Origin of the sequence: Hymenobacter sp. DG25B, assembly GCF_000801315.1 — a bacterium.
Lineage (GTDB): Bacteria > Bacteroidota > Bacteroidia > Cytophagales > Hymenobacteraceae > Hymenobacter.
In genome coordinates this window covers 1,368,020-1,392,541 of the sequence record NZ_CP010054.1, presented here as the reverse complement: position 1 = coordinate 1,392,541, position 24,522 = coordinate 1,368,020, and the positions used below count along the sequence as shown (strand labels likewise).

Below are 24,522 nucleotides of genomic sequence, written 5' to 3'. Positions count from 1 at the left end.
TTCACCAACTCACAATTTCACAATCTCACAATTTCACCTTCAGCCCATCATCACTTCGCCGCGCATGGCCAGCAATTCGCGGGCACTCTGGAAGGCATGCTCACTGGGGTTAGCCCCCGCAATCATTTGTGCAATTTCCCGGATGCGCTCCTCGGTGTTCAGTTGGCGGATGCGGCTCACGGTGCGGTCGGCGCGGTCTTCCTTGTACACAAAGTAGTGCGTATCGCCGGCAGCGGCCATTTGCGGCAGATGCGAAATGGCTACCAACTGGTGCTTTTGCGCCATTTGCTGCATCATGCGGCCTACTTTCACGGCTATTTCGCCGGAAATACCGGTGTCAATTTCATCGAATACGATGGTGGGCAGCGCGGTTTTATCGGCCAGCATGTATTTGATGCACAGCATCAGGCGGGAGAATTCCCCACCGGAGGCGGCTTTACTCAGGGTTTGGGGCTGGGCGCCTTTGTTGGCCGTGAATAGTATGCTCACCACATCGGTACCGCTGGGGCCGGGCTGCCCCGTGTGGTGCTGCACTACAATGCGCGCGTGCGGCATGCCCAGGTCTGCCAGCAGGGAAGACAGCTCCAGTTCAAACAGCGGGAATGCTTTTTGTCGGGCCTCGGAAAGCCGGGTGGCCTGGCGCGTAACGGTGGCCAGCGCACCATCTGTGTCTTTGCGCAGGCGGGAAATTTCTTTGTCCAGATTCAGGACGGAGCTTACTTTCTGGCGCAGCTCCTCGCGCACGGCCAGCAAGGCTTCCATGTCGCGCACCTGGTGTTTGCGCTGCAGATTATAGAGCACCGTGAGGCGGCTTTGCAGCTCATCGAGGCGCTTGGGGTCGGCTTCGGTGCGGCGCTCGGCGGCTTCTACCTCGTCGGCAATATCGTGCAGCTCAATCAGACAGCTGTCGAGGCGCTGCTTTAGCTCTTTGAAGGCATCAGCGTAGCCCGCAATCTGGCCCAGCAGCGTAGCGGCTTCTTTCATGCTGCCGGTGGCGCAATACTCGCTTTCTGACAGCGACTGATAGGCATGGCTAAGCTTCACCTTGATTTCCTCGGCGTGCTCCAGCTGCTTGATTTCCTGCTCCTGGGCTTCCTGGTCTTCGTTATCGAGGCGGGCTTCTTCCAGCTCACTCAGCAAAAAGCTATGGTAGTCCAGCTCTTTGTTGGCTTGGGCTACCTGGCTTTCCAGGTCTTTCAGGTCGGCTTCCAGCTTGCGGTACTGGCGGTAGGAGCTGCTGTATTGGGCCCGGGTGGGCACCAGGCCGGCATACAAATCCAGCAGGTTCAGCTGAAACACGGCATCCCCCAGCAGCAGCGTATCGTGCTGGGAGTGAATGTCCATCAGATTGGCGCCAATGTGCCGCAGGGTTTCCAGCGTCACGGGCGTATCGTTTACAAATGCCCGGGATTTCCCGGCCGGGCTGATTTCCCGCCGCAGAATACACTGGGTATCATAATCGAGGTCTTCCGACTCGAAAATATCCTGCAAGTGGTAGCTGGAAATATCAAACTGGCCTTCAATCACGCACTTGCGCTCCGTGTTGAAGAGCAGGCGCGAATCGGCGCGGTTACCGAGCAAAAGCCCAATGGCGCCGAGCATAATGGACTTGCCCGCACCGGTTTCGCCGGTAATAATGTTGAGCAGGGCCGAAGGCCGCAGCTCCAGTTGCTCAATGAGAGCGTAGTTCTGAATTCGAAGATCAACGAGCATAATCCGCGCAAAACGGGCTCCTGACCCGTGGTTAGCACTTTCCAATCCGCCAGCACTCGTCAGAGCGTAGCCTGCTAACCACAAATCTACTAACTCAATTAGTTAGTTGCTAAATTTTTTATTCTACCGCTGCAAAATCGACTGATACTTGGCCGAGTTGGTGGGGTCTATTTCCGTCAGCATCGTTACCACTGTTGCCTTCTGTTCCTGCTCCTGGCTGGTGCGGAAAACGTTGGCAATTTCATCTGCCTTGGCATCAAAAAAGGCCCTGATAAGCAAGGTACCAGGGCGGCGCTGGGCCGCCTGCTGAATGCCCTGCAAGGCACTCACCATGCTGGCGCGGGCGTCTTTGGGCTTTTCAATAAATATGTCCAGCCCCTGCCGGTAGTAGGCATACAGCGCCGTGCGGCAGGCTTCCAGCTGCGGGTCCTGCAGGTTATTCAGCAGCCAGTAGCGGTTGCGGGACTCGGTATCTTTCCAGCCTTTGTCGTTTTCCAGGGTTTGGGAAGCGGCATTGGCTACAATCTGCCGGGCCACATCATAGTACGGCGAGCCGCCCATGCGGGCAAAGCTGTCGTGGTCCATGCCAATGACGATGTAGGCATAAAAGCTCAGCAACGACGAGAGGTTGGAAACGAAGGACGTTTCCGAGTAATCCAGTGGGTTCTGGGGCGAGTAGTTGAACACCCAGCCTTTGTCGGCGAAGGTCAGCAGGTTGGTTTCGTAGCCCGTGCCATATACCGGCCGCGAGCTAATGATGCGGGCCGTAGCCTGGTAAGTGCCGGACTGGGGAATGGCTTGAATCCCGATGAAGAGCTTGCAGTTGATGCGCTCCTCCGGCCGATAGGTTTCATTGGTCCAGCGGCGCTTGTTCAGAAACTGGCTGATGTCCTTTTCCATCTGCGACACCAGCTGCCGGTCGGCAATGGTGACGTTTTCCGTGCTGACGCGCACTTCGCAGTTGAGCTCCTGCGCCGTGGCCACAATGGCGGTGCAGCACCACATCAACAGGAAAAGCAGCAGAGATTTAGGCATGGCGCGGAATACGGGCAAGTACGGCGGCCACAATATCGTGGGCTACGGCCGCTTTGGGCTTCAACTCAAAGATAGACATTTGCCCATCGGCTGTTAGCAGGGTCACTTTGTTGGTATCGTGGCGGAAACCGGCCCCGGCATCGCGCAGGGAGTTCAGCACCACCATATCAAAGTTTTTGCGGCGCAGCTTGTCGCGGGCGTTGTCCTCTTCGTTGTTGGTTTCTAACGCAAAACCCACCGAAAATTGTTCGGGCCGCTTGGTCTGGCCCAGCGTGGCGGCAATATCAATGTTCTTCACCAGGTCCAAGGTGAGCGTGTCGCCGTCTTTCTTGATTTTATTTTCGGCCACGTGGCGCGGCTTGTAGTCGGCTACGGCGGCGGCAAATACCCATACATCGGCTGTGGGCGCTACGGCCGCAGCGGCAGTGTACATCTGGTCGGCGGTTTCTACGCGTTGGGTCTGGATGCGCGCGTGGCTAGGGTCGGGCAGGTTGGTGGGGCCGCTGATGAGCGTTACGTCCGCGCCTTCGGCGGCAAAGGCTTCGGCCAACGCGTAGCCCATTTTGCCGGTGCTATGGTTGCCGATAAACCGGACCGGGTCGAGGGGCTCGTAAGTGGGGCCGGCGGTGATGAGGACGCGCATTGAAAGAAGATCAATTTGAAATCATAACATTAATTCATAAAACACATTTAAGCAATTCTGTTTGTTTTTCTATAAACAAGCAAATATATTATCAAGAATGGAAATACATTAACATCATCTTTAACCACATATTCATTTATAGAATAAAAACAATTCAAGTCAGGTATATTTAGCACTGGAATAGAAAATATATTCACCCTATCAATAATCAACGATACACCCGCTCTCAAATAAAATTGAATATTAATAATAGATATTGTGGCCACCTGAAGTAACTGCAATATTATCAGCAACCAAAACGACCATTCAATAGATTTATAATATAATAAGCCAGACAGAATACTTACCAACGAAAACAGAATAAATAACACAAAAGGGAAATAGTGCTCAGAGGAATAATAATCAAAGCAAATGATTATATTAAAAATAAGACTCAATAAGCCAAAAATAATTACATAATATGAAATAATATTTTTTAATTTATCATTCATAATTATAATCAAAGCACTCGATTTAAAGCGACTTTTCCAATTCCCGCACCATATCCTCCGGCTCCAGCATGCGGCCCGGGCCTTCCAGCCCGCTGGCCAGCTCACCGGCCGGAGAATCGAAAATATGATTGCCGAAGGAGCGCAGGCGGGCCAGGTTTTCCTGGGTGGCCGGGTGCTGGTACATATCCAGGTCCATGGCCGGGGCCAGAAACACCGGGCAGCGGGCCGAGAGGTACACGGCGGCCAGCAAGGTGGGGCAATGGCCGTGCGCCAGCTGAGCGAGGGTATTGGCGCTGGCAGGCGCTATCAGGTAGGCATCAGCCCACAGGCCCAGGGCCACGTGGTTGTGCCACTCGCCGGTGGCTTCGCTTTTCAGGAAGCCCGTGAGTACCGGCTTTTTGGAGAGCGTGCTGAGCGTAAGGGGCGTAACAAAGGCCGGGGCCGAGGGAGTCAGAATGACTTGCACCTCAGCCCCGGCCTTTACCAGGAGCCGCACCAAAGCGGCAGCTTTATACGCAGCAATACTGCCACACACACCCAACAGAATACGACGACCTTGCAGCGACATCAGCGGGTATTAGCAGAAGGGTTAATTACTCGCCGCTTTCCTCAGCGCTTGGCGTGCGGTAGTGGATTTTGCCTTCCAGGAACTCTTCAATAGCCAGGTTGGTGGGCTTGGGCAGACGCTCGTAGTGCTTCGAAATTTCGATTTGCTCGCGGTTTTCGAATACTTCTTCCAGGTTGTCTACCGTGGTAGCAAACTCAGCCAGCTTGCTGTTCAGCTCTTCTTTCAGCTTCACAGAAATCTGGTTGGCCCGCTTCGAGATGATGGCAAGAGACTCGTATACGTTGCCGGTGTCTGCGGCCAGATCCGACATGTTGCGGGTCACGATAGAGGCAGATACGCTGTTCGGAGTTTTCATATAATGAGAAGCTTTGTTACAAATGGGAGGCTACGCCCTGGCAAAATAGGCAGATCGGCCAACAAAAAAATTATTTCGAAGCCGCGGCGTCTTCCGTTTTCAATTGAGCCAGCTGTTCACGGGCGTCGTTGTACATGGATTCGGCCGCTTTCAGGTTTTTGCTCTGCGGATATGTGTCCAGCAGATTCTGGTAGAACGCTACTACCTCCAGATACCGTTCCCGCTGCTTGTTTTCCACACTTTCCTTGGCAAACTCGTACTGCGCGGCCACCTTCAGAAAAGCCGCTTCTTCGTTGTAAGGCGAAGCCGGGTACTGCTGCTGAAACGTGTTAAAAGCAATAACGGCGGCCTGGTTGTAGCGCAGCTGGTAGTAAAGCTTGGCACCTTCGAAAGACTTGGTTTCCAGCTTGGTCTGCAACTCCTTCGACATATTCTCGGCATCGGGCCGAAACTTGCTTTCCGGGTACTGATTCAGGAAATCCTGCAGCGACTCAATGGCCGTGTAGGTATTGGTCTGGTCCAGCTCATACTCCGGCGAGTCGCGGAACAGAGACTTGGCATACATAAACGTAGCTTCCTCGGCCAGGGCGGAGGTAGGATACGTGTCGTAGAACTGCTTGAAGTAGTAGGCGCTGAGCACGTAGTTCCGCTCCTGGAAGTTGGTATTGGCAAAGTAATACTCCGCCTTTTCCGCCTCCGGACGGCCTTTCAGCAGCGGGAGCAGCTCTTCCAGCAGCGTACCGGCCCGGGCGTAGTCGCCCTTCTCGTAATACTGCAGCGCGGCATTGTATTTTTTGTTCACGTCGTCGCTCTTCAGCAGCTTTTGATAGCCGGTGCAGGAGCCGAGCAGCAAGCTGCCGAACAAGAGAACAAATAAAAGGGGGCGAATGAAGAGCATAAGGGGCGCAAAGGTAACGGATTACGGAGCCGAATCAAAGATCTGGCCCCTGGGAGCTATTTCAGCGGCTTCCGGCGCAGGATATCCACCGGCCGCGCCAACGGTTTCCGGGGCGCAGGCACTACGGTAGAGGGTTTGGGCTGAGGCGTTGTAACTTTCTGGGCAGGCTTGGTGGGGGCCGGAGCGGGCTTTTTAGGAGCCGCTGCGGGCCTGGCTTTTGCTTTGGTGGCTGCCCGGGTTTTAGTGGTGGTGGCTTTGCGTTTGACTTTGGTTTTGGGCTTGGCTTTCACGGGCAGGGCAAAGTGCTTGCCCAGGGTGCCGCGCCGGGTAGGCCGCTCCTTTTCCCGCCATTGAAACCCTTTCAGCTGCTTGTCTTCATCCTTTAGCTCATGGGGCGGAATAAAGCTGGCATCGGGGTTAGTTAGAAAGCTGATGGTCTGTAGTTTACTATCCTGACCAAAGCGTAGCGCCATGTTGGAGCTCACGGCTTTGTTCATGCCGGTCAGGCTGGTATCACCCTCAAGAGCAAAGTAGAGGCTCTCCGCGTTGCCAAGCACATCCACTTTTTTCAATTTATTTCCCTGGAAGTAGCCCACCATGTTGCGGCCCTTCACCTGGTTGTAGTTCAGCAGGGTGTCTTTGCCGGCAATAAACGAGTTGGCATACAGCCGCATCTGGTCTATTTTCTGACGGCGCAGCCGCAGCTCCATGCTATCGGCGGTGAGTTGGTTGGTACCGCTCCACAATACCGGCCTGCGGTTCAGGTAAATCACGGAGTCGGCACGGTCGTAGGTCAGGGAGTCGCAGCGGCCCTGCAGATCTTTGCGGAAGATGCGCACCTTTCGGTAGGCATACACCACGCCGCCGGGCTTGGCGGGGTCACGGCTGTCCACGCTCATGAGCGTATCGGCGGCCAGATACAGGGTATCCCGGTCGGCAATATTGCGCATCACGGCGCTGCCGTACACCTTGGCTTTCCCCAGCGTGCGCCAGTAGCGCCCCACGTCCCCACGAATGGTGATGTTGTCCTTCTTCGAGACCATGGACACACGCCCCGTGGCCAGCCCGTACTGCCGGCTTTCGTCGTAGTACAGATTATCGCCGCCCAGCAGATAGTCCCGGGTTTCAATCTTGGCGTTGCTCTTGAAGTTGGACACCCGGGTGGCGGTGTTGTAGTAGCCGTTTTCGGCGTACAGGGAACCCTGCGCCCCTTTGATGCGCGTGGGGCTGAAGAAGTACACAATTTTGGAAACCGTGTTGTACTGCAGCGTATCACTGTTGATGGTGTTGTCCTTGGTTTGCACCTGCACCCCGCCCTTAAAGCTGAATACCTTGGTTTGAGTATTGTAGTAGCCGCGGCGGCTGTCCAGCGTATTTTCGGGGTCGGTGAGGTGGCCACCGCCGCTGTAATAGGCCAGCTTGCGGTTCAGGTCGTAGTCGAGCACGGGCGTGGTGAGCGTCATGCGCGGGTCGCGCATCACTACGTTGCCCGTCATGCGGGCTTTGCGGGCGTCGCCGTCGTAGGTGGCCCGGTCGCCGGTAATGGTCAGGGTATCGTTCTGTACGATGCGCACGTTGCTGAACGCCTCAATGGAGTTGCGGTCGGTGTACTGGTAGGCCGAGTCGCAGTACATAAACGTGTCGCCCTGCTTAAAGCTCACATTGCCGATGAGCTTGCGGATTTCTACTCCGTTAAACTCGCCGCCAATCAGCTCCTGGGTGCCGGGCAGCAGCTCAATGCGCTGGCCTTTGGCCGGAGTAGCGGGCTTGCGGGCAGGCGTTTGCTGGGCCCAGGCCAAGGCCGGCAACAGCAGGCAGCAAAGAAGAAAAAAGTGCTTTAGAGACGACATTTCGGCGCAAAGGTACAGAAGCCCCGCTGCTAACGGCCATCTTTGTACGATAGTACGTTTTTCGGTGCTTAACTAATATTCAGGGTTGTCATGCTGAGCACAGCCGAAGCATCTCGCGTGCTGATGTTGCCATAGTAATTACCACACCAGCGAGATGCTTCGGCTGCGCTCAGCATGACGTTCTTTTTCACCAGCCTATTCCTCCCATGCTTGACCGCATCCTTCAGTATATCGAAGAAAACAACCTCTTCTCCCCCACCACCGACCAGTTGCTGGTAGCCGTGAGCGGCGGCCAGGACTCCGTGGTGCTGGCCGATGTGCTGCACCGCCTGGAGGTACCATTTGCCATTGCCCACTGCCACTTTGGCCTGCGCGGCGACGAGGCCGATGCCGACGAGCAGTTTGTGCGCAAGCTGGCCAAGAAGTACGAGGTGCCCTACTTCGTGGAGTTCTTCCAGACCAAAGCTTTTGCTCAGCAGGAAGGTATTTCCACGCAAATGGCCGCCCGCGCCCTGCGCTACGCCTGGTTTGAGCAAATCCGTCAGACGCAGGGCTTCCAGTACATTGCCACCGCCCACCACCAGCGCGATGCCGCCGAAACCATGCTGCTGAACCTCACGCACGGCACCGGCCTGGCGGGTCTGCACGGTATCCGGGCCAAAAACGGCTACCTCGTGCGGCCACTCCTGGCCATTGGCAAAGAGGAGTTATTCGATTACCTGGTGGAGCAGCGCCTGATCTGGCGCGAAGACGCCAGCAACGACAGCCCCATATACCAGCGCAACCGCCTCCGCCACGAGGTGCTGCCCGTGCTGCGCGACATCAACCCCAACCTCGACCAGACCCTGCAGTTCACGGCGGAGCGCGTGGGCGGGGCCGAGGAAATTCTGCGCCGCTACGTGGAGGACACTGCCACGCAGGCCCAGCGCACCGAGCCCGAGGCCACGTACCTTAACATTGCCACTCTGCAAAAAACAGCTGCCACGGCGCTGGTGCTGCAGGAGCTGCTGCGCCCCTTCGGCTTTACCTATCCGGTAGTAAAGGAAATTGTAGCCGCCTTCAATGCTGAGCCGGGCCGCCGCTTTGAGTCGCCCACGCACCGGCTGGTGAAGGACCGGGAGCAGCTGGTTATCACGCCCAAAAACCTCTCGAAGTTTGGCACCCACCAGATTGCCGCCGGACAGGAAGTGCTCAAGATAGATGGCCTGCACCTGCGGCTCGAGCTGCTGGAGGTAGAAGAAGGCTTTGAGATTCCGAAGGGCAAAGCCGTGGCCGCGCTGGATGCCGACCTGCTGCATTTTCCGCTGATTGTGCGTACCTGGCAGGAAGGAGACTGGTTTATGCCCATCGGCATGAAAGGCAAGAAGAAGCTCTCCGATTTTCTGATTGACCAGAAAGTGTCCCTCAACCTGAAAGACAACGTGCAGTTGCTGGTTTCCGGCGACGGTAAAATTGCCTGGGTTATTGGCTTCCGGCCCGATGACCGGTTTAAGGTGACCGAGGAAACCGAGCGGGTGCTGATAGTGAAGCGCATGTAGCCAGGCGAACTTTCGCAAAAACCCACCGCCCGAAACCCGTTTTCGCTTAGCTTTACGGCCGCGAATAAATTCTCACACCCAACCCATCACCCGATGAAAGTTACCGTAGTTGGGGCTGGCAACGTGGGCGCAACCTGCGCCGATGTTCTTGCCACCCGCGAAATTGCCAACGAAATTGTTCTGGTTGACATTAAAGAAGGCTTCGCTGAAGGTAAAGCCCTCGACATCTGGCAGAAAGCGCCCATCATCGGGTATGATTCCCGCACGGTAGGCGTCACCAACGATTACGCCCGCACCGCCAACTCCGACGTGGTGGTTATCACCTCCGGCCTGCCCCGCAAGCCCGGCATGAGCCGCGACGACCTGATTTCGACTAACGCCGGCATCGTGAAATCGGTGACGGAGCAGGTAGTAAAATACTCGCCCAACGCCATTATCATTATCGTCAGCAACCCGCTGGACGTGATGACCTACCAGGCCCACATTACCTCCGGCCTGCCCCGCGAGAAGGTATTTGGTATGGCCGGCATTCTGGACACGGCGCGCTACCGCGCCTTCCTGGCCGAAGCCCTCAACGTTAGCCCCAAAGACATTCAGGCCGTACTCATGGGTGGCCACGGCGACACCATGGTGCCCCTGCCCCGCTACACCACGGTGGGCGGCATTCCGGTAACTGAGCTTATCAGCAAGGAAGAGCTGGACGCCATTGTACAGCGCACGGCCGTAGGTGGCGGTGAGCTGGTGAAGCTGATGGGTACCTCGGCCTGGTATGCGCCCGGTGCTGCTGCTGCCCAAATGGTAGAAGCCATTGTGCGCGACCAGCGCCGCGTATTCCCCGTGTGCATCGAGCTGCAGGGCGAATACGGCATCAACGGTGTGTACCTCGGTGCTCCGGTTATCCTGGGCAAAAATGGCATCGAGAAAGTAATTGAGCTGCAGCTCAACGACGAAGAGAAGGCCATGCTGGAAACCTCACGCGGCCACGTGAAAGAGGTAATGGATGCCCTGGACAACATGAGCAAAGCCACGGCTTAAGCTCTGTTTGCCTTTTTTTAAGCTTAACAAAGAAGCCCGACCAGATTCTCTGGTCGGGCTTCTTTCATGTTCAAGGATGTTAAGCGCTTAGCGGCATTATTGTCTCTAAACTCATCCAGGTTCTCTGTCAATCACCTTCGTTCTTCTCTTAACTCCTACGAGTGTCATCCTGAGCTTGCGAAGGACCTTATCACCAAAGAACGAGTCGTTGTTATGCAAGTCGTGCAGGTGTGATAAGGTCCTTCGCAAGCTCAGGATGACACCCGTAGGGGCTGGGAGGACAAGCGGATTTAGGTGGAGGAAGACTTGCTAAAGCGTGAGGCTGCAAACAACCGGACGATGCTGCTTGGAAAAGCAGCCGATAACTTTCGCCTGCCGCCTTATTCGTATCACTTACCCGCGCTACCTTCTTACTTCTGGCTGGCTCGGAACAGCTTCTGCTTTTCATCCTTGGACAGGCTTTCGTAGCCGGAGCGGGAAATCTTGTCCAGAATCAGGTCTATTTCCTCCTGCTCGGGTTTGCGGGGCCCGGCTTTTTTGGCGGGGGCGGCGCTAGCGGCTTCCTCGGAGCGGTTGCGGTGCGTGACACGCAGGCGGGGCCGGCCGCTGAGCAGGCTGCCCAGCCAGTCGCCGGTGGCCTGCACGGGGCGGCCCAGGTCGCGGCCGCGCTGCAGCTGTTTGATGTACAGGTAGCCGAGAATGGCGCCGCCAATGTGGGCAATTTCGCCGCCAGGGTTATTGCTGTTGATGCCGGCCAGGGAAATCAGCACTACCACCGCCGCAATGTACTTAATGCGGACGGGGCCCAGCAGAATCAGATTGAAGGTGTAGTCGGGCAGCAAAGTGGCGGCCGCCACAATAATGGCCGTAACGGCCCCGGAAGCTCCCAGCATCGGAAGGCCCAGCTGCGGGCGCAGTACCGGCACCAAGTTAAAGCTCAGCAGAAAAAAGGCCGCGCCCACCAGCGCCCCCAGAATATAAATACTCACCAGCTTACGGTCGCCGAGGTACTCGCGCACCAGGGTGCCAAACCAGTACAGGTTGAGCATGTTGAAGAGAATGTGCAGAAAGCCTACGTGGGCAAAAGCGTAGGTAATGATGGTCCAGGGGCGCCAGGCCAGGGAAGGCAGATCCGAAGGGATTTCCACCAACCGTACCAGGCGGGCATAGAGGGCATCGCCCCCGCTCAGGTGCAGGATGGCACCCAACACGACCAGCACCGCAAACACCAGCACATTAATCAGCAAAAGCTGATTCAGCGCATTGTCGCGGCGGCTAAAGGCTGTTCGGATATCGTGAATAATACTCATGAGCGGGTGGAAATCAGGATCAATACATTCGGTTGCGGCCGCGCTGCCAGATCATAAGCAGAATAAAGCCAATGAGCAAACCGCCCAGATGGGCAAAGTGGGCTACGTTGTCGCCGGGCGTACGGTATACGCCGCTATATAGCTCATACAGGCCATACAAAAACACAAAGTACTTGGCTTTGATGGGGAAAGGAAAGAAAAGCAGCATCAGTTCCGTGTTGGGGAACAGGTAAGCAAACGCAAAAAGTATCCCGAACAAGGCGCCGGAAGCACCCAGCATGGGTGAGTTTACGCCCCGGGCGTACCAGCTCTCTATAGAGGTGGTGGCACTCTGAACAAGCTGCTGATCATTGGGGGTAGCATGCAGCTGCCGCACTACGGGCGCAAAGGCATCCTCGTACTCCTTCATGTTTTTCTGCACGAAATCCTGCAGATGCACGTCCGTAGGCTCGGCCTTAAACAGCTCAATGCCCTGCCGCATATCGTTCAGCTCGTAATACCGCACGCCGGAATACAACACGCCCGCCCCGATACCACAAACCAGCCAGAAAGTCAGAAACCGATTCCCGCCCCAGCGCTGCTCCAGCAGCGGCCCGAAGGAAATCAGACCAAACATGTTGGAGAAAATGTGCCCCAGCCCGCCGTGCATGAACATATATGTTACAAACTGCCACGGTTTAAAAAGCACTGACTCCACCGGAAACAGCGCCAGAAAATTCAGCTTACTGCCCAATTGGGTTTGTAAAATAAAAACGCCAAGGTTGATAAACAGCAGCGTACGAACCGTGGGAGTAAGGTTGAACATGGGCGCAGCGGTAGCGGAAAAAGTGAAATGTCAGGCTTTACGGAAAAGCTCCTGGAGTTGGCCAAGTTCCAGCAACACCAGCGTGTGGCGGCCATCGGGCGTGTAGTTGGGCACCTGGCAGGCAAAGAGCCGGTCTACCAGGGCATTCATTTCCACTTCCGAGAGGCGGGCGTTGCTGGCCCGGGCCGCTACGCGCCGGGCCATGGCGCGGGCCATCTGCTCGCGCTGGTCCAGGCGCACCGTGCCGGAATGGTTACGAAACTGCTCAATAATTCCTTCCAGCAGTTCTTTCTCGTCGCTGGCGGGCACATCGACCGGAATGCCTTCTACGGCAATAGTGTAGCGGCCAAACTCGGAATAGCGGAAGCCCAGTGCCTGCAGCTCTTCCGTCAGCTCGCTGAGCACGGCAAAATCCTGGGGCGAAAAGGTGATGGTGCGCGGGAACAGCAGCGTTTGGGAGGTAGCGGTTTCGCGCTCCAGCTGCTGGCTGAACTGCTCAAACAGAATTCTTTCCCGGGCCGCTACCTGGTCAATCAGCATCACCCCGGACTTCACAGGCACCAGCAAATACTGCTGATGCAGCTGAATAACCTTGTTGCCGGGGTTCACGGAAGGTTCCGGCAGGGGCAGCGCCGGAGCGGGCTCCGGCAATAGCTCCGGCTGGCTTTCCACCAGGGCCGCGGCCGAGGGCACCTCCACCCCAATGGCCGTGGCCTCGTGCTCTACATCGGGCACGCTAATCTGCCCCAGAGACTTATAAAACTGCTCCAGCTCCCTTTTGGCCTGCTCCGTGGGGCGGGGCGGCAGCTGGCGGGCGTAGGCGTCGGTAGCTTCCTGGCTGCTGGGGCGGCCGGCGCCGGAGGAGGCTGGGGCCGCGGCGCGGGAAGCAGCATTGGCCAGGGCGTCGGGCTGATAGTCGTTGTTGGAATCGAAGGGATTTTTGGCGTCCGGCGACAGGCGCAGGGGCTGGATGGGCGCAAAGTTCACGTTGCCATCAAAATCCAGGGACGGGGCCATGTTGTGCAAACCCAGGCTTTGCTTCACGGCGGCCCGCACAATGGCGTACACGGTTTTCTCGTCCTCAAACTTGATTTCCGTTTTGGTGGGGTGCACGTTGATGTCAATGGCTTTGGGGTCGAGCTCCAGGAACAGCACGTAAAATGGGTGCGTGTCTTTGGGCAGCAGACCCTCGTAGGCCGTGAGCACGGCGTGGTTGAGGTAGGCCGAGCGGATAAAGCGGTTATTGACGAAGAAAAACTGGTCGCCCCGGCTTTTCTTGGCTGATTCCGGCTTACCGATGTAGCCCTTCACGGCCAGAAACGGGGTTACTTCCTCCACCTGCGCCAGCTGCTCCTTGTAGCCATTGCCCAGCAAGGCCACAATGCGCTGGCTGAGCTTGCCGGCCGGCAGGTTAAACACCTCCAGGTCGTTCTGGTACAGGGAGAAGCCGATTTGCGGGTTAGCCAGGGCCACGTGCTGGAACTCGTCCAGAATGTGGCGCATTTCCACCGCGTTGCTTTTCAGGAAATTACGGCGGGCCGGCACGTTAAAGAATAGGTTCTTCACGCTGATGCTGGTGCCATCGGGGCAGGCTACGGGCTGCTGGCTGGTAATCTGGGAGCCTTCTATCAAAAGCAGCGTGCCGGTGTCCTGGGTGCGCTGTTTGGTGCGCAGCTCTACCTGAGCTACGGCGGCAATGGAGGCCAGCGCCTCACCCCGGAAGCCGAGCGTGCGGATGCGGAACAGGTCGTCGGTGGTGCGGATCTTGCTGGTAGCGTGCCGCTCCAGGCTCATGCGCGCATCCGTGGCCGACATACCCGTGCCGTTGTCTACTACCTGCACCAGCTGCTTGCCGGCTTCCTTTACAATAAGCTGCACTTGCGTGGCGTTGGCATCCACGGCATTTTCCAGCAATTCTTTTACCACCGAAGCCGGGCGCTGCACTACCTCGCCGGCGGCAATCTGGTTAGCCAGGTATTCGGGCAGCAGCTGGATGATATCGGCCATAACAGGAAAAAGCTAGACTTGATAATGAGCGGGTTATCCGAAAAAAATTCAACTGGCACGATATTCTACACGTCCAGCCTCGGGAAATAATCCGTAAGTTTGTAGTCAGCAAAAGCCCGGGGGCATCGGTCGGATGCCCGCATCGGTGCGTTGAGAAGTGAGTGGAAAGGGGCCGGCATTCAGGCGCGTAAAGCGGCAGCAGCTCGCCCCCACGGAACTTTTCAGTGCTGGCAAAAGTAGGGCTATTTCCGCTCGGATTCAATTTTACGCAGCTATAACGGGAGTCGATGCTCAAGGAATTTCGGATTAGACTTTTACTGGTTTTTATCGCCTTTACGGGTCTGATCATCTCATCTTCGGCACCACTTGACAAGGGCGCCCGGCCCAGCAGCGCCGCTGAGCAGTCCTGGGTAGATAGTGTGTTTACCTCGCTCACGCCCGATCAGCGGCTGGGCCAGCTGTTTATGGTGGCCGCCTATTCCAACAAGGACCGCAAGCACACGCAGTACATCGATTTTCTGGTTAAGGAATACCATATCGGGGGCATTATGTTCCTGCAGGGCGGCCCGCGCCGGCAGGCCATCCTGACCAACCGCTACCAGGCCGAGGCCAAAGTACCGCTGCTGGTGGCCATGGATGCCGAGTGGGGCCTGGACATGCGCCTGGACAGCTCCATGCACTTTGCCAAGCAGATGACTCTGGGCGCCATGGACGATGACCAGTACGTGTACCAGATGGGCCGCGAAATTGCCCTCAAGCTGAAGGCCATGGGTGTGCACGTGAGCTTCTCGCCCGTGGTGGATGTCAATTCCAACCCCAACAACCCGGTTATCGGCAACCGCTCCTTCGGCGAAAACAAGGAAGAAGTATCCAAGCGCAGCGTGGCCTATATCCGGGGCCTGCAGGACTATGGCGTCATTGCCGTAGCCAAGCACTTTCCCGGCCACGGCGACACCGACGTGGACTCGCACCTGGCCCTGCCCGTTATCAACACGGATATGGCCCGCCTGGCTAATGTGGACCTCTACCCTTTTCAGAAATCATTTGAGGCCGGGGTAATGGGCGTGATGGTGGCGCACCTGTACATGCCGCTATTTGATACCGTACGAACCCAGTCTACTACTCTTTCCCGCAACCTGGTAACGGGCCTGCTGAAGGAGAAAATGGGGTATAAAGGCTTGGTTTTCACCGATGCGCTGAATATGAAGAGCGTATCGAACCTCTATAAGCCCGGGGAGCTGGATGCCTTAGCCCTGATGGCCGGCAACGACGTGCTCCTGTTTTCGGAAGATGTGCCGGTGGCCATCCGGAAGATTAAGGAGATGGTGGCCGCCAACAGGATTTCGCAGGAAGACATTGACTACCGCGTCCGGAAGATTCTGCGCGCCAAGTTCTGGGCCGGCCTCAACCGCTACAAGCCCGTAGACGTGGCCCGCCTGGTTGATAATCTAAACCGGCCACTTAGCCGGGCCGTGCAGCAGCAGATTTATGAGCACGCGGTTACGGTAGTAAAAAACACCGACGATATTCTGCCCTTTCACCGGCTGGATACGCTCCGCATGGCTTCCATTACCATTGGGGCGCCCACCGGCAACATCTTCGCGCAGACCATGGCTAACTACATGCCCTGCGCCACCTATTCCGTGCCCAACCGCTACGCCTCCGACTCTACCTTCGACCGGCTGGCAGACCGGCTTACGCCCTACAATACGGTGGTGGTAAGCCTGCACAACATGAACAACACCCCCGTGCACAATTATGGCCTCGGGGATGGTGCGCTACGATTCATTCAGCGCCTGCAGGCCAATCCGCGGCAGAAAGTGGTGGTAGTAGCTATGGGCAACGCCTATGCCCTGAAATATCTGGAAGATGCCCGCACCCTGGTGTGTGGCTACGAGGATAACCCTGCGTCTCAGTATGTGGTACCGCAGGTGCTCTTTGGGGCCCTGCCGGCCAAGGGCCAGCTGCCCGTCACGGTTTCAGAGAAGCTGAAAGCCGGCCTGGGTCTGCCCACCCCCGATTTCCGCCGCCTGCGCTACGGGCAGCCCGAGAGCGTAGGACTCGACTCCAGAGTATTGGCCCAGATAGACAACATTGCGCTGGAAACCGTAGCCTACGCCGCCGCCCCCGGCTGCCAGGTGCTGGTGGCCAAGGATGGCGTGGTGGTGTTCGATAAAAGCTACGGCTACACCACCTACGATAAGTCGAACCCCGTCACCAACAGCACGCTCTATGATCTGGCCTCGGTGACCAAAGTAGCCGGTACGCTGCAGGCCATAATGTACCTGAAAGACCAAGGCAAGCTGAACCTGGACGCCAAGCTGGCCGACTACCTGCCGGAGCTGCGCACTTCCAACAAGAAGGATATGGTGGTGCGGGATGTGCTGCTGCACCAGGCAGGCCTGAAAGCCGGCATTCCTTTTTGGGAGCGTACTGTTACCCGGAGCGGCGGCCTGAAGTCGGCCTTCTACGCCAGCACCAAAACCGATGATTTTCCCCGTGAAGTGGTACCGGGCACTTACAGCGTAAAATCTGCCGAAGACTCCATGTGGGTCTGGACGGTGCGCTCTGGCCTGCTGCCCAAGGTAAAGGGCAAATATCCCGCGGAGTACAGCGACCTGAGCTTTATTGTGCTGAAGCGCCTGAGCGAAAAGCTGTTGGGCCAGCCCATCGAGAAGTTCCTGCAGGAAAATTTCTACAGCTCGCTGGGCCTGAATACCATGACCTATAACCCGCTGGAGCGCTTCCCTAAATCCTGCATTGCGCCCACGGAAAACGATACGTACTACCGGCGCACGCAGCTGCAGGGTACCGTGCACGACCAGGCCGCCGCTATGATTGGGGGTGTGAGCGGGCACGCAGGGCTGTTCTCTAATGCCAACGACCTGGCCATTCTCATGCAGATGAACCTGCAGAACGGCCGCTATGGCGGGCAGCGCTATTTCCAGAACCCGGTGGTAGCGGAGTTTGCCCGCTCTACGGAGGCCGGCAGCCGCCGCGGCCTGGGCTGGGACCACGGCGACCCCAACAAGCCGAATGGGCCTACTTCCAACCTCTCGCCCATAAGCACGTTTGGCCACACGGGCTTCACGGGCACCTGCGTCTGGATGGACCCCGAAAACAAAATCATGTATATCTTTCTTTCCAATCGGGTGTATCCGGATGCCGGCAACAACAAGCTGGTGCAATTCAATATCCGCTCACGCATCCATGACGTCATTTACAAGTCTTTAATCAAGACATGACCTGTTGTTTGCTCATCTGTTCTTCCTGAACCGCTTGGTGGCGGTGAGACATTCCTGGAATGTCCCACCGCCATTTTTTTTACCGTAAGCCCCGGCTTATTTCCTTCTCGTAGCTTTGGCTTTGGCCTTTCTTCACTTTCTGCACAGGTTTGCGCCTGTCTGCTTTCCCACCCATGAACATCGGAATTGTTTGCTATCCTACTTTCGGCGGCTCGGGCGTAGTGGCCACTGAGCTGGGCAAGGCGCTGGCGCTGAAGGGGCACCACGTGCACTTCATCACCTACAGCCAGCCCGTGCGCCTGGATTTCTTCAACGAAAATCTGTTCTACCACGAGGTTTACATCCCCCCCTATCCCCTGTTCCAGTTTCCGCCTTACGAGCTGGCGCTGGCATCCAAAATGGTGGATATTGTGCAGAACGAGAAGCTGGATGTGCTGCACGTGCACTATGCCATTCCGCACGCCTCGGCCGCCTACATGGCCAAGCAGATTCTTCTCACGCGGGGCATCCGGATTCCGGTGGTTACCACCCTGCACGGCACCGATATAACCCTGGTGGGCAAAGATGCCAGCTACGAGCCCGTGGTTACGTTTAGCATCAATCAGTCCGATGGGGTAACGGCCGTATCGGCCGATCTGCGCAAGGAAACCTATGAGTACTTTGCTATTGAGAAGGACATTGAGGTGATTCCCAACTTCATCAATCTGGACCGCTTCCAGAAGCAGAAGAAAGAGCATTTCCGGGCCGCTATTGCCCCGGAAGGCGAAAAGCTGCTGATCCACACTTCTAACTTTCGGGGTGTAAAGCGGGTGGAAGACGTGGTGCGCATTTTTGCCGGCGTGCGCAAAGAAATACCCGCCAAGCTACTGCTGGTAGGCGACGGCCCCGACCGCCCCCGCATCGAAAAACTCTGCCGCGAAACCGGCTATTGCAACGATATTCGCTTCCTGGGCAAGCTGGAGGCCGTGGAAGAAGTCCTCAGCATTTCGGATCTGTTTCTGATGCCCTCAGAAAAGGAAAGCTTTGGCCTGGCCGCGCTGGAAGCCATGGCCTGCGAAGTGCCTGTCATCAGCACCAACGCCGGCGGCATACCGGAGCTGAACGTGCACGGCGTAACGGGCATGCTCAGCGAAATTGGCGACGTGGCCGATATGGTCAAGAATTCGCTGTACGTTCTGCAGGACGAGAATTTGCCGCGCTTTAAAGATGCCGCCCGGGCCCGGGCCGAGGAGTTTGCGGTAGAGAAAATCCTCCCCCGCTACGAGGAATGCTACCAGCGCGCCATTGCCACCCAAATGGCCACTATGTAGAACCGTGGCATTGTGAGGCGGGTGCTGTCATTGCGAGGCACGAAGCAATCCGTCCTCTATGCAGCCAGACACTCCCTTTTACCAGAAAGCCCTTGACGTATGGTACGTCAAGGGCTTTCTGGTTTAGTAGGACTTAGCACGTTTGAGAGGACGGATTGCTTCGTGCCTCGCAATGACAATCGTCTATTTAAAAAAGCTGAGCGGCTTCCCGCTTTACCGAAAACAAAGCCTGCGCCGTGGGGTCTACTTCTTCGTTGATCAGGGTTTCCAGGACGCGTTTGGCCAGCTCGGTGCCGCGGGCCTGCTGGGGCGTGGGCATGGCGTGGTAGGCTTTGTTGATCATGGTGAGGACGTTTTCCTTGGCCTGCTTTACCTGGCCCCAGGTTTCGGGGCTCATGTAGAGCTGCTGGGAGAGGTTGTGCTCATACTCCGCCCGGATTTCCTGCAGCAGCTGGCGGTGGTAGTCGGGGGCGGTTTGGCCGGCGCTGCTCAGGCGCACCAGCAGGTTGTTGGGCGTGATGCGCTCCAGCAGCAGCGTAATGCGTTCAAACGCCTGCAGGCGCAGGGGCAGCGTGGTTTTGCTGGTTTCCAGCCGGTACTCAATCAGGCGGCGCTGCTGCTCCTTTTGCAGGTATTCTTTAATCAGGAAAAATATAACCCCGGCTACAATCAGCGCGGGCAGGATAATTTTTAGCAGATCGAAGACGTAGGTAGTGGTATCCATGCGGGCAAGACGGCCAAACAAGTGAGGAAGGAAAGGAAATGTACGCAGGCAAAGCCCGGCTGGCAAAGATATACGGTGAACCCCAGCCTTGTGTCTGTTGTTATAGGCTAAAGCCCGGGAGTAGCAGCAGTGCGCCGGGCTTTGTATCTTTGCCGTCTGTTTTCGTCTAACTCTGCACACACTATGGCCACCGCCACTAAACTTGCTCCCATCAGCCTCACTCCCCGCGCGTTGGAGGAGGTAAGAAATATTTTGCGTGAGAAGAATGTTCCGGCCGAATATGGCCTGCGCGTAGGGGTGCAGGGCGGCGGCTGTTCCGGCCTGAGCTACCTGCTGGGCTTCGATAAACCCAAAGAACAGGACGAAACCTTCGATCTGGACGGGGTGCGCCTAGTAATGGATAAGAAGCACGCCATGTACGTCATGGGCATGGAAGTAGATTTCCAGGATGGCCTGAACGCCCGCGGCTTTATCTTCAATAACCCCCAGGCTAAAAGCACCTGCGGCTGCGGTACGTCTTTCTCCGCGTAGTAGCTTTCTGATTTTAGCTTTCATTAAAGCCCCGACAACTTGCGTTGTCGGGGCTTTAATTTTTAATTCCCATTACTGCTTTTGTAGTAATGATCGAACAATGCCAGCAGACGCAATTATCAAAGGAATTACCAAAAACAGAAAAGCCTGATTGATAAGAAACCATTTAAGAGCCTGTTAAAGAATGTAAGTAACTGAAAGACAAAAAGAAACCAGCCAGGTTATTTCCTTTTCCTCATCCGACCAAAGATGTACGAAACGGACCTGACTGATTCCCAGTGGCAAGTTATGGAAGAAATTCTGCCGGTCAAACGCCGCCGTAAATACGACTTGCGCCTCATTCTCAATGGGTTGCTCTATCTGACCAAGAGCGGCTGCCAATGGCGGCTGTTGCCCAACGACTTTCCGCCCTACCCGCTCTGCTTTTACTATTTTCGGCGCTGGCAGCAAACCGGGCATTGGACTCGGCTCAATAAAGTGCTAGTGGAGCAAGAACGCCAACGCGCTGCGCCTTCCGGCCATGCCAGCCCAAGTGTGGCCATTCTGGATGCGCAATCCATCAAATCCAGCGAGCGGGGCGTGCCCAATAAAGGCTTCGATGGGCACAAGAAAATACAGGGCCGCAAGCGGCAACTCATCGTTGATACGGGCGGGCGGTTGCTGGCCGTTGCGGTCGGACCGGCCCACGAAAATGACCGTGTCGGTGGGCAAAGCGCCTTGCAGAACCTGCTTACGCAGGGCTATACACGCCTCAAGCTGGTGCTCACCGATGCCGGGTATGCGGGCCGGCCGTTGGCTGAGTGGGCGTTCCGACACGCCGGATGGCAGCTTGAAACAGCCCCAGGGCTAAGCGGCAGCGGCGGCTTTACCCCGCAACCGGTTCGCTGGGTTGTTGAGCGCTCCATCAGTTGGCTGCACTGGGACCGACGCTTGAGTCGGGACTACGAATGCGAAACCAAGAGCGCCGAAGCCGTCTTGCTTTTGTCTAGTATTCGACACCTCATTCGAAAATTTTAACAGGCTCTAAGATAATAACGATTGTTGACATTTCTGGGACCGATAAATGTGCCTTTTGGTGCTAAATAAATGGCTAGAAGTAACAAAGGAATATATCCATAAATCACAGTGTAAAAGGATAAAAGAACAGGCACATACAGATCAGAAAAACCTGATAGGAATAAAAACAATATCCCCAGTGTATTGATCAGCAGATGTAGCTTGATAACAAAAAGTCCTGCTTGCTCGGAAATAGATTGCCCTATCATTTTCAAATTCTTAATAAGTATTGCTTATATCTTCTGGATTTTTATTCGCCAAAAGTCACAGCAGCAGAAGTTGCCGGGTCCTTTTAGTTAGCGTATTTTTTCTCCTGCCATCACTTTTATGGATGAGCCATCTGCCATAAATACTGATTTTGGCGCTTCACTCAAGGGCGCAACAAATGCTTCGCCATACAGTTGGGCCACGCTGCAGTTCATTTCGTAATTGAGGACTTCATGCGCATTCCAGCGCGGGTGCACCACTTCGTATTGGCCGGTATTCTTTTCTCCTAATTGGGAATAGCCCCAGTAGTGCTCCGTAATGAATTCAGCCTCCGAACCAACTTCAATGGGCTTGGCTAAGTTGCTTGTAGTGGAGCGGAGGAAGTTCCAATCTTTTCCCACCCGCCAGCCATATTCTACCTCCAGCGCACCTGCGCCTTTTGGGCGCCAGTGGTGGCGCATGGGCATGGCCGCGTACTTCTCGCCGTACAAAGTGTTGGCGACGGCCACGATCATCGGGCGGGGCACAATCTCCTTCACAAACACTACACCGCGCCGCCAACCATGCTGTGGGTCGCGGTGGCGCACGTAGAAGCGCAGATTAACTTCCTCGAAAGTACGATGCCAGGGAATGCTGAAGCCTCTCACCCGTGTGTTAGTGAACAGAAAGCCCACCATACTGGCGTAGTGGGTGCCATTCCAATCGTCGAGTTCAGTACCGTAGGGCAGATAAGGCTTCAGGATACTGGGCTCAACGGCATAGTTGGCCATGAGCAGATTACGCCATTCAGCGCTAAGGAAGGTAGTGGGCATCTTTTAGTAAGTCTTGGTCATATCCTCCGGCACCACCAGCACATAATCCGCTTTCTGCCGGTTCTCCTTTTCCAACTCCTTCAACTGCTCCTGCGAAACGGTGCTGATGGTCATAATGCGCAGCTTGGGCTCGGCCTGGCGCAGGTACCACACAATGCCGTCGTGGTTATCGGAGTGGTAGCTGCCGTTGAAGTGCAGCAGGAGCTGGCCGGGCTGGCGGCTCTGGCGGATGAAGTGGGCCATAGTGGCATCTTTCAGGGCCTGCGCCTGAATAATGTTCTGCACGCCGCTGGCGTGGGCGGCATCCCCGCCAAACATCTTGCGCATGTTTTGGTAGCCGGGCAGCTCAAAATCCACCGCAATGGGCAAGGGTGCCAGCCAGGCTTTTTCAGGGGTTGCCAGGGTATCCAGGGCGGTGAGGCTGCCTTTGGCAACGAGCGAGGCGTAGCGGCGTGGCACGTTGGTGCCTACCACGCGCAGCTTTTGCTGCCGGGCCAGTTGCAGCAGTGGCTTGTAGTCGGTAGGGTAATTGGGCCAGGGGCGGCTTTGGGCTTCAAACTCCTTCTCGTCCAGCTCGCCTACGTTGTACTGCTCTACCAAAGGCTGCACGTCGCGCTCAAACATTTCCAGGCCCAGCACCAGCTGCCCTTGTTTCAGCTGGGCCAGATCGCGGGCTACCTGCAGCTCCAGCCAGTGGGCCATGGCATCGTTGTGCTGCTCGCCAAACAGGACTACATCGGCCTTGGCCAGCTCTTTCAGCATTTTAGCGTACCGTACCGAGCGGCCAGCGCCCGTAAAAAGGCGGTAGGCGGGTTTATCAGCAGCGGTGAAGCTAGCCAGCAGTAAGGCCAGGGGCAGCAGCAGTTTGGTGGGCATCATACCAGCATTAGGTTAAGAAAAAGCACTAGCGAAGCTACGCAGAAAGCCCCGATGCAGACCGGCCGGAGCAGCTGCATCGGGGCTTTCCCATAACCATTCAGAAACTGATTTAGCCTTTGTAAAACAGCCAGCGCGACAACTCGCGGTAGTTTACCTTCTTGCCGTACATGAGAATACCCACGCGGTAGATGCGGCCGGCCATCCAGATGGCAAACACAAATCCCATAATCAGCAGCAGCATAGAGAGGCCCAACTGCCAGGCGGGCACGCCGCCAAATGGCAGGCGCATCATCATGGCAATGGGCGAGGTCAGGGGAAACATCGACATCCAGAAAGCAACCGTGCCGTTGGGGTTGGTGGTAAGCACTGCCTGCGACACCACAAAGGTGAGCACCAGCGGCATGGTCACGGGCATCATAAACTGCTGGGTGTCGGTTTCACTATCCACGGCCGAGCCGATGGCCCCGAACAAAGCCCCGTAGAACAGGTAGCCGCCCAGGAAATAAAACAGGAAGCAGGCTATCAGCAAGGGCATGTTCAGGTCGGCGCTGGCCAGGGCCTGCGAGAATTTGGCCGCAACGTTTTCCTTTTTGGCGGCCTGATCCTGCGTGGTGGTGGGGCGCACCATGGCCGTGGTGCGGGCCGCCCGGTCTTCCACTACTTTATCCGGGCTGATGGAGCCGGCCATAACGGAGCTGATGCCCATGGAAAGCAGCACCCACAAAGCCAGCTGCGTAAAGCCCACGGCGGCAATACCCAGCACTTTGCCCATCATCAGCTGAAAGGGCTTCACGGAGGAAATCACTACTTCCACAATGCGGCTGGTCTTTTCTTCCATTACGCCGCGCATAATCTGCACGCCGTAGATGAAGATGAAAATGTAAATGAGGAAGCCGAAGAAATAGGCTACGCCGGTGCTGATGCCGGTACTGGAGCTTTTCTCGCCATCGTCGCTCAGGCTTACGGTTTGCAGATCTACATCGGCTTTCAGGTTGTCCAGCACGGCCTGATCGATGCCGGCGGCGCGCAGGCGCTGGGTTTCAATGGCCTTATTCACGGCGCGGTTGATGTCGTTTTCCAGCGACATACCCAACCCCTTCCGCGAAAATACCTGAAAGCCGGTGGGGTTAGCGGCATCCAGCTTGGGCACGTAGAGCAGGGCATCATACTTCGCCTTTTTAAACTCGGCTTTGGCCGTAGCCAGGTCCGGCGAGATGCGCGTAAAGCTAATATCGTCCTTGGCCTCGGGCAGTTTTTCAGCGAAAAGACCTCCGGCATCAGAAACGGCCACCACTTTGCCGCTGTCCGACATTTTGGCAATGAGCACCGGCACGGCAAACAGCCCCACCGTGAGCAGCGGCCCAATCAGGGACATGATGATAAAACTCTTTTTGCGGACGCGGGTGAGGTACTCGCGCTGTACGATAAGCCAGATTTTTGACATGATATTTTTGGGGCTAGGAGCCAGGAGTTAGAAGTCAGGAGAAAACGCGGGTAAAAGCAGCACAGA

General features: G+C 56.3%; 19 protein-coding genes and 1 pseudogene. 6 read left to right on the top strand and 14 right to left on the bottom strand.

Annotated features, from left to right (window positions below; all coding sequences use genetic code 11):
* Positions 1-39 precede the first annotated feature (39 nt).
* The 7 genes and pseudogenes from recN to PK28_RS05925 form a co-directional block, all read right to left on the bottom strand.
* Positions 40-1,713 (bottom strand): DNA repair protein RecN, encoded by a 1,674-nt coding sequence (gene recN, locus PK28_RS05955; RefSeq protein WP_044512393.1) that lies wholly within the window; start codon positions 1,711-1,713, stop codon positions 40-42.
* Between the two features lie 123 nt (positions 1,714-1,836).
* The gene (porD, locus tag PK28_RS05950; RefSeq protein ID WP_044512390.1) at positions 1,837-2,748 is read right to left on the bottom strand and encodes a type IX secretion system protein PorD; all 912 of its coding nucleotides are present in this window, start codon (positions 2,746-2,748) and stop codon (positions 1,837-1,839) included.
* On the bottom strand, positions 2,741-3,391 hold the full coding sequence (locus tag PK28_RS05945; RefSeq protein WP_044512387.1) for a phosphopantothenoylcysteine decarboxylase domain-containing protein: 651 nt from the start codon (positions 3,389-3,391) through the stop codon (positions 2,741-2,743). Before PK28_RS05945 ends, porD begins: the two co-directional genes overlap by 8 nt.
* A gap of 522 nt (positions 3,392-3,913) precedes the next feature.
* Positions 3,914-4,450 (bottom strand): annotated as a pseudogene (locus PK28_RS05940) (flavoprotein); the annotation flags it as partial.
* 25 nt (positions 4,451-4,475) lie between these two features.
* The gene (locus tag PK28_RS05935; protein ID WP_044512384.1) at positions 4,476-4,805 is read right to left on the bottom strand and encodes a DNA-directed RNA polymerase subunit omega; all 330 of its coding nucleotides are present in this window, start codon (positions 4,803-4,805) and stop codon (positions 4,476-4,478) included.
* A gap of 70 nt (positions 4,806-4,875) precedes the next feature.
* Complete coding sequence (locus tag PK28_RS05930; protein WP_044512382.1) at positions 4,876-5,703, bottom strand: outer membrane protein assembly factor BamD; 828 nt, start codon at positions 5,701-5,703, stop codon at positions 4,876-4,878.
* Positions 5,704-5,759: 56 nt separating this feature from the next.
* Complete coding sequence (locus PK28_RS05925) at positions 5,760-7,553, bottom strand: OstA-like protein (RefSeq protein WP_082016982.1); 1,794 nt, start codon at positions 7,551-7,553, stop codon at positions 5,760-5,762.
* Between the two features lie 206 nt (positions 7,554-7,759).
* Between PK28_RS05925 and tilS the strand changes: the two genes are divergently transcribed.
* Positions 7,760-9,091, top strand: a complete 1,332-nt coding sequence (gene tilS, locus PK28_RS05920; protein ID WP_044512379.1) for a tRNA lysidine(34) synthetase TilS — start codon at positions 7,760-7,762, stop codon at positions 9,089-9,091.
* 93 nt (positions 9,092-9,184) lie between these two features.
* Positions 9,185-10,126 carry a malate dehydrogenase gene (gene mdh, locus PK28_RS05915; RefSeq protein WP_044512377.1) on the top strand — a complete coding sequence of 314 codons (942 nt, stop codon included), beginning with the start codon at positions 9,185-9,187 and terminating at the stop codon, positions 10,124-10,126.
* Between the two features lie 410 nt (positions 10,127-10,536).
* Here mdh and PK28_RS05910 read toward each other — a convergent pair whose 3' ends face one another.
* Genes PK28_RS05910 through mutL form a run of 3 tightly spaced genes read right to left on the bottom strand, consistent with a single transcriptional unit; the run spans position 10,537 to position 14,248 of the window.
* Positions 10,537-11,436 (bottom strand): rhomboid family intramembrane serine protease, encoded by a 900-nt coding sequence (locus tag PK28_RS05910; protein WP_044512374.1) that lies wholly within the window; start codon positions 11,434-11,436, stop codon positions 10,537-10,539.
* Between the two features lie 19 nt (positions 11,437-11,455).
* Positions 11,456-12,241, bottom strand: coding sequence for a rhomboid family intramembrane serine protease (locus PK28_RS05905; protein ID WP_044512371.1), 786 nt, complete (start codon positions 12,239-12,241; stop codon positions 11,456-11,458).
* Between the two features lie 30 nt (positions 12,242-12,271).
* Entirely contained in the window at positions 12,272-14,248 is a 1,977-nt protein-coding gene (mutL, locus tag PK28_RS05900) for a DNA mismatch repair endonuclease MutL (RefSeq protein ID WP_044512369.1), read from the bottom strand.
* A gap of 287 nt (positions 14,249-14,535) precedes the next feature.
* Between mutL and PK28_RS05895 the strand changes: the two genes are divergently transcribed.
* Together PK28_RS05895 and bshA are read left to right on the top strand one after the other, a co-directional pair.
* The gene (locus tag PK28_RS05895; RefSeq protein WP_052430527.1) at positions 14,536-17,493 is read left to right on the top strand and encodes a serine hydrolase domain-containing protein; all 2,958 of its coding nucleotides are present in this window, start codon (positions 14,536-14,538) and stop codon (positions 17,491-17,493) included.
* Between the two features lie 173 nt (positions 17,494-17,666).
* Positions 17,667-18,803, top strand: coding sequence for an N-acetyl-alpha-D-glucosaminyl L-malate synthase BshA (bshA, locus tag PK28_RS05890; protein ID WP_044512367.1), 1,137 nt, complete (start codon positions 17,667-17,669; stop codon positions 18,801-18,803).
* Between the two features lie 187 nt (positions 18,804-18,990).
* On the opposite strand, the gene PK28_RS05885 is transcribed toward bshA, so the two are convergent.
* Complete coding sequence (locus PK28_RS05885; RefSeq protein ID WP_231576224.1) at positions 18,991-19,548, bottom strand: DUF7935 family protein; 558 nt, start codon at positions 19,546-19,548, stop codon at positions 18,991-18,993.
* Positions 19,549-19,710: 162 nt separating this feature from the next.
* Between PK28_RS05885 and PK28_RS05880 the strand changes: the two genes are divergently transcribed.
* Both PK28_RS05880 and PK28_RS05875 read left to right on the top strand, forming a co-directional pair.
* Complete coding sequence (locus PK28_RS05880) at positions 19,711-20,058, top strand: HesB/IscA family protein (RefSeq protein WP_082016981.1); 348 nt, start codon at positions 19,711-19,713, stop codon at positions 20,056-20,058.
* A 249-nt stretch (positions 20,059-20,307) separates the two neighbouring features.
* A complete protein-coding gene (locus tag PK28_RS05875) occupies positions 20,308-21,075 on the top strand; it encodes an IS5 family transposase (RefSeq protein WP_044512362.1) in 768 nt (255 codons plus the stop codon).
* A 335-nt stretch (positions 21,076-21,410) separates the two neighbouring features.
* Here PK28_RS05875 and PK28_RS05870 read toward each other — a convergent pair whose 3' ends face one another.
* The 3 genes from PK28_RS05870 to PK28_RS05860 form a co-directional block, all read right to left on the bottom strand.
* Entirely contained in the window at positions 21,411-22,133 is a 723-nt protein-coding gene (locus tag PK28_RS05870; RefSeq protein WP_044512360.1) for a YqjF family protein, read from the bottom strand.
* Positions 22,134-22,136: 3 nt separating this feature from the next.
* Positions 22,137-23,012 carry a ChaN family lipoprotein gene (locus PK28_RS05865; protein WP_044512358.1) on the bottom strand — a complete coding sequence of 292 codons (876 nt, stop codon included), beginning with the start codon at positions 23,010-23,012 and terminating at the stop codon, positions 22,137-22,139.
* A 109-nt stretch (positions 23,013-23,121) separates the two neighbouring features.
* Positions 23,122-24,456: an ABC transporter permease gene (locus tag PK28_RS05860; RefSeq protein ID WP_044512355.1), complete on the bottom strand. Its 1,335-nt coding sequence runs from the start codon at positions 24,454-24,456 to the stop codon at positions 23,122-23,124.
* Positions 24,457-24,522 lie beyond the last annotated feature (66 nt).